A 1104-nucleotide genomic window follows, 5' to 3' on the forward strand; every position below is an offset into this window, starting at 1 on the left:
CCCCGATCGGCGCCGGCTCGGCCGCCGTGCGGTCCGGCCACGGGCTCCGCGTCCGGGCGCGCGTCGTGCGACGGGGGCCGGGCGACGCGTCGGGGCGCCGTGCTCGGCCTGTCGCGACCCGCCCACGCAGCGCGGAACGCCGCCTCCTGCGCGTCCATCGCGTCGTCGCCGCCGGCGAACGCGGCGTGCAGGAAGTTCTCCCCCGCGGCGTTCTCCTCGAGGCGTCGCACGAGGTAGGAGACGGCGACGTCGAACTCGCTGCGGGCGACGACGGGCGTGTAGAGCAGGACGCTGCCGACGTCGTCGCGCACGGCGCGGGCCTGCGCGGGCGCCATGCCCTGCAGCATCTCGACGTCGAGCGCCTCGGAGACGCCGCGCGCCTGGGCCAGCAGGTGGGCGACGGCGACGTGGTAGACGTTGTGGCTCGCGACGCCGACGCGCAGCGCGCGCGTGCGGGACGGGTCGAGCGCGCGGTCCACGAGCCGCAGGTAGGCGGCGTCGACGAGCGCCTTCGACGGGTACGGCGCCTGCTCCCAGCCGTGCAGCTCGGCCTCGACGCGTTCCATCGCGAGGTTCGCGCCCTTGACCAGCCGGACCTTGAGCCGCGCTCCCCCGGCGTCGACCCGCCGGGCGGCGATGCCGGCGATCTCGTCGTACGCGTCGGCGGCGTCGGGCAGGTAGGCCTGCAGGGCGATGCCGGACGACGCACCGCGCAGCGGCGGGTGCGCGGCGAGCTGCTCGAAGACCTGCACGGTCAGCGCGAGGTCCCGGTACTCCTCCATGTCGAGGTTGACGAACGTGCCGTGCTCCGCGGCCGCCTCGTAGAGCGGCAGGAGGCGCTCGACGACACGGTCGGCGCTGCCCTCGGTGTCCCAGGTGGACAGCTGGCTCGCGACGGCGGACACCTTGACGGACACGTAGTCGACGTCGTCGCGCTCGACGAGCGCCCGGACGCGGGCCAGCCGCGCGGCGGCCTCGTGCTCGCCCAGCACGGCCTCGCCGAGCAGGTTGAGGTTGAAGCTCCGGTGGTCGTCGGCGGCGAACGTCGTGTGCTCGTCGTACTTGCCGGACAGCAGGCCGGACGCGAGGGGCACGCGCGCGATG

General features: G+C 75.4%; 1 protein-coding gene. It reads right to left on the bottom strand.

Annotated features, from left to right (window positions below; genetic code table 11):
- Nucleotides 1-1104: proline dehydrogenase family protein (locus HGA02_RS20040; protein WP_210728858.1), on the bottom strand; the 1104-nt coding region annotated here is incomplete at both ends.

The organism is Cellulomonas septica (genome assembly GCF_012396155.1).
Classification (GTDB): domain Bacteria; phylum Actinomycetota; class Actinomycetes; order Actinomycetales; family Cellulomonadaceae; genus Cellulomonas; species Cellulomonas septica.